This window comes from uncultured Bifidobacterium sp. (genome assembly GCF_949292005.1).
Lineage (GTDB): Bacteria > Actinomycetota > Actinomycetes > Actinomycetales > Bifidobacteriaceae > Bifidobacterium.
Genome location: NZ_CASEXV010000091.1, coordinates 1 through 3,735, shown reverse-complemented (window position 1 = coordinate 3,735; position 3,735 = coordinate 1). Strand labels below are relative to the sequence as shown.

At 58.9% G+C, this 3,735-nt stretch carries 3 protein-coding genes; all 3 read right to left on the bottom strand.

The window, feature by feature from the left end; genetic code table 11:
- Positions 1-114: 114 nt before the first annotated feature.
- On the bottom strand, positions 115-930 hold the full coding sequence (locus Q1X90_RS07175; RefSeq protein WP_300768534.1) for an A24 family peptidase: 816 nt from the start codon (positions 928-930) through the stop codon (positions 115-117).
- A 2-nt stretch (positions 931-932) separates the two neighbouring features.
- Positions 933-3,323, bottom strand: a complete 2,391-nt coding sequence (locus Q1X90_RS07170) for a hypothetical protein (RefSeq protein ID WP_300768531.1) — start codon at positions 3,321-3,323, stop codon at positions 933-935.
- A gap of 40 nt (positions 3,324-3,363) precedes the next feature.
- Positions 3,364-3,735 (bottom strand): type II secretion system F family protein (locus tag Q1X90_RS07165; RefSeq protein WP_300768528.1); only part of this gene is annotated, 372 nt, incomplete at its 5' end.

Here is a 3,735-nt window from a genome sequence, read left to right as displayed (position 1 = left end):
GCACGTATGGCGTCATTGTTCAGCGCCAATGCCACGATGGGTTTCATAACCCCTCCCCCTGTTGTGTTCCTGTCTGTTGTGTTCCTGTTCTTCCCGACGTTCCACGCATGACTCTCATGCCAAACCCGCCAGGTTCAGATACCATTCGGCGATGGCGGCGCCGGCGAAGATTCCCAGCCACGCCCCCGCCACCATCGATGGCCCGAAGGGGATTCCCCCTTTGAGTTTCACGCGGCCTTTGGCGAGCTCCACCACGGCGATGACGCCGCCGATGAGGAACGCCGCGAACGCTCCGGTGATCAACTGCGCGATTCCCAGCCATCCGAGCACGAGGCCGAGCAGCGCGGAGAGTTTCACGTCCCCCATCCCCATGCCGCCTTTCCAGATGATTCCGAGAAGAAGGTAGAAGGCGGCGAGGACGACGGCGGATATGAGCGCACGCACGAGTCGATGCCATTCGCCGGTGCCTGCGGATGCGATCGTCAGGAGCGCAAGCGTGACGATGGCGAGCGGGTAGACGATGACGTTGAGGATGAGCTGATGGTCCAGGTCGATGGCCGCTATGGCTATGGACGCCAGGGCGAGGACGTAGAGCTCCGGAAGGATCCAGGCCGTGTACAGCCCGGCGAGCCACCCTCCGGTCACCGCCACGCACGCCAATCCTCCGAGCGCCTCGACCAGTGGGTACCGCGCCGATATCGGCTCATGGCAGTTGCGGCAGCGCCCGTTGAGGACCATGAAGGAGATGAGGGGAATGTTGTCGTACCAGGCGATCTGGCATCGGCATCGCGGGCATATGCTTCGCCGTGGTTCGACCAGACTCATGGCGTTGGGGACACGCCAGATGACCACGTTGAGGAATGAGCCGAACACGAGTCCGATGATCAGCGACGCGGCAAGCGTGACGGCGGCCGTCGAGGTCCATGCCATGCTCAATCCCCCTCCGTGGTGATGAGGTAGGATCCGGATGATCCGGAGGATGAGATGATGGTGCGGCCTGGCCCCCACGTGTCGGAGTCGGTGAAGACCGTCGCGTTCCATACCTGGGAGTTGATCTTGCGCCCTCGATAATCCGTCGTGGCACCGCACGTCTCCAGCGTGATGTAGGAATGGCCGTCGCCGGAGTACACAGACTTGCCACTCACCTTGTCCCCCGGGGATATCTCGGTGAGGCACTTGCCGTCCTTCTGGAAGGTCCCGGCCTTTGTCAAGTCGCTGGTCTTGGCGTTGTAGCGTGTGAAGGTGGCCGCTTTGGTATCGTCGGACACGAGCGTCAATCGGCCGAAACTGTCGAATCCGTAGTACATCATCCCCGACTTGGCGGTGTATGTGCCGCTGGTGGACGTCCGCAGCTGGGTCGAAACGCCGTGGCCATCGGACGAGGTGTCTTCGGTGTATTCGACGGAATCCGACTTCCACTCCGTGTTGTCGGCCGACTCGCAATACGACGTGCTTGTTGATGTCCCAGCATTGCCTGTTTTCAAATGTTCGCTGTAGCAGAAGGGATTGAACGTTCCTCCTCCGACCTTGCAGGTCATGCCGTAGACGTGGGAGCCGTTGGTCGTGCCCTGGGCGGTGGTGCAGAAACCGGAGGCCGAGTTCACCAGCTGATTAGTGGCATGTCCTGCCTCTCCCGCCTGTCCGAAGGAGGCGGTCGCGTCCTGCATGTCGCTGCCTGGAGTGAACCATGCGGAGACATCGGACAGTGATGTGTTCCATCGGGATGCCATTAGATAATGGGCTGCGTAATTCACGCTGTAGATGTTCGATGCGAAATGACCTGCGCTCACACCATTCTTGAGTTCCGTCCCGGGATTGATCTCGACGGATGCCTCCAAGACCTGGAATTTGGTCGCGCCGCCGGTCTGCTGGATTCCACCTACGGAATACCCTTGGGATTCCGGTAGGGAGGAATCATAGGTCTTGGCTTCGGCGGAGACGGAGCTGCTGGTGATGTCGTTGTAGTAACCGGCATTCACGAAACCGTTGTAGAAGCCCCATTTCTGGAATTTGTTCAACAGGCTGTCCGGATCGGCCTTTTCGGCCTTCTGAGCCTTCTTGTCCGTGTCCGTGTAATAGTCGCTCTGCTCACCACCATATGATCCATAAGTATGGTAAGAGGTGTAGGTGCTGACATTGCTGGCGACGGTGCTCGACGACTCGTTGGGACCATACGAATTACCACATTCCTGGAGGGTGGCGACAGTGGTGCCGCCTCCGGTGTGCGTAAGATCCGCACCAGTAACGCAGAGAGTGGGCTCGGACGCCAGGCGGATGCTCCCGTCCGTGTCATAGATCCAATTGTTGAGATTCTGATACGTGCCTGTGGATTTGCACTGTTCGCTGTACACGTAGGTGTTCGTGGTACCCGCCTTATAGGCAGCAACGGGAAGAATCATGATCGGGGATCCTGCTTGGGGCGTCTTTGTCACGTCAAGCATCTCGTTAATTTCTTTGGTGACGGTGGTGGTGACGGTGGTGGCCACCATGCACGTCTGATTGGCGGGATTCATGATAGTCGTGTTGCTCATGAGATCCGAATAATAACCGCTCACATCCGCACTACCTCCGGAACGCATGTAATAGACAACCCCGGTGGCATCCTTTCCATTAGCGGAATCGTACGTTTTGCTGCCATCGGCCGTGTCATACATGCTGGGTGATCCGCTGTAGATGTTCATCCACACCGGTTGACTTTTGAGATTGGAGTATGGAGCCACAGCATAAAATCCCATCCCAAGTCTGCTTGCTGCTTTGAGATTCCCCGAGGTGCTGGTCGATCCGAATTTGTATATCGCCGTGACGGTGCGCGTGACGTTGGAAACGGACTTCCCCGTCACCTCCACCTTCGCGTATGCGGGCATGGTCGTTGTGAGGCTACTAGGTGATATGACAACGGAACCCGAGGTTCCCGGAAGCGCCGAATAATAGGTGATGGTGATGGTGTAGTCGGAACCCACTCCCAGCGTGCCTTCCGCCACCACGCTGTTTTCATGCGTACGGTATGAGGTGGAGGTGGTGGAGTCGGTGCCCGCGAGTTTGCTGACGGTGGAGCTGCTCTCGGCCTCATGGAAGAAGCTCAGCGCCGATTGCAGACCGGAGTCGGCCGCATAGCCCGCCTGCGAGTTTCTGGAGCTGGTGACATAGGGCATGGCCTGTCCAGCGATGGTGGCGAGCAGGATCAGGGAGATCATCGCGGCGAGAAGAACGAACATGATGGCCACGACCATGGCCGCGCCGGTCTCACCGCCAGCGGACCATCGGGCCCGGATGCGCCGTCCCACATGGGCGTCCACATACTTCCACAACAGGGAATCCTTCATCGTGCTTCCTCCTGCGTCTGTGGTGAATCGATTCTGGTTGTCATGACGACAGACTGTCGATGGCGTTGAACATGGAGAACATGGGCATGTACAGGGCGACGACCATGAAACCGACCACGGCGCCCAGAACGACGATCATAAGTGGCTCGAGCAATGACGTGAGCTGCTTGGCGGTGGTCTGCGCCTCCTCATCGAAGGAGATTCCCGCCTTGTCGAGCATCTGGTCGATGGCTCCCGAATCCTCGCCGCTGACGACCATCTGGACCATCATTCCGGGGAACACGGGCTGACCGGCCATCGCGTCGGACAGCCTGCGGCCTTTTTCGACCTCGTCCGACACTTTCGTGCACGCCGTCTCGACCACATAGTTCCCGGATGTCGATCCGACGATGTCCAACGCCTCGAGGATGGG

What these genes read in the sequence shown, in the direction of transcription:
- Q1X90_RS07175 (WP_300768534.1), bottom strand. Translation starts at nt 930, where the DNA reads ATGGCATGGACCTCGACGGCCGCCGTCACGCTTGCCGCGTCGCTGATC.
- Q1X90_RS07170 (WP_300768531.1), bottom strand. Translation starts at nt 3,323, where the DNA reads ATGAAGGATTCCCTGTTGTGGAAGTATGTGGACGCCCATGTGGGACGG.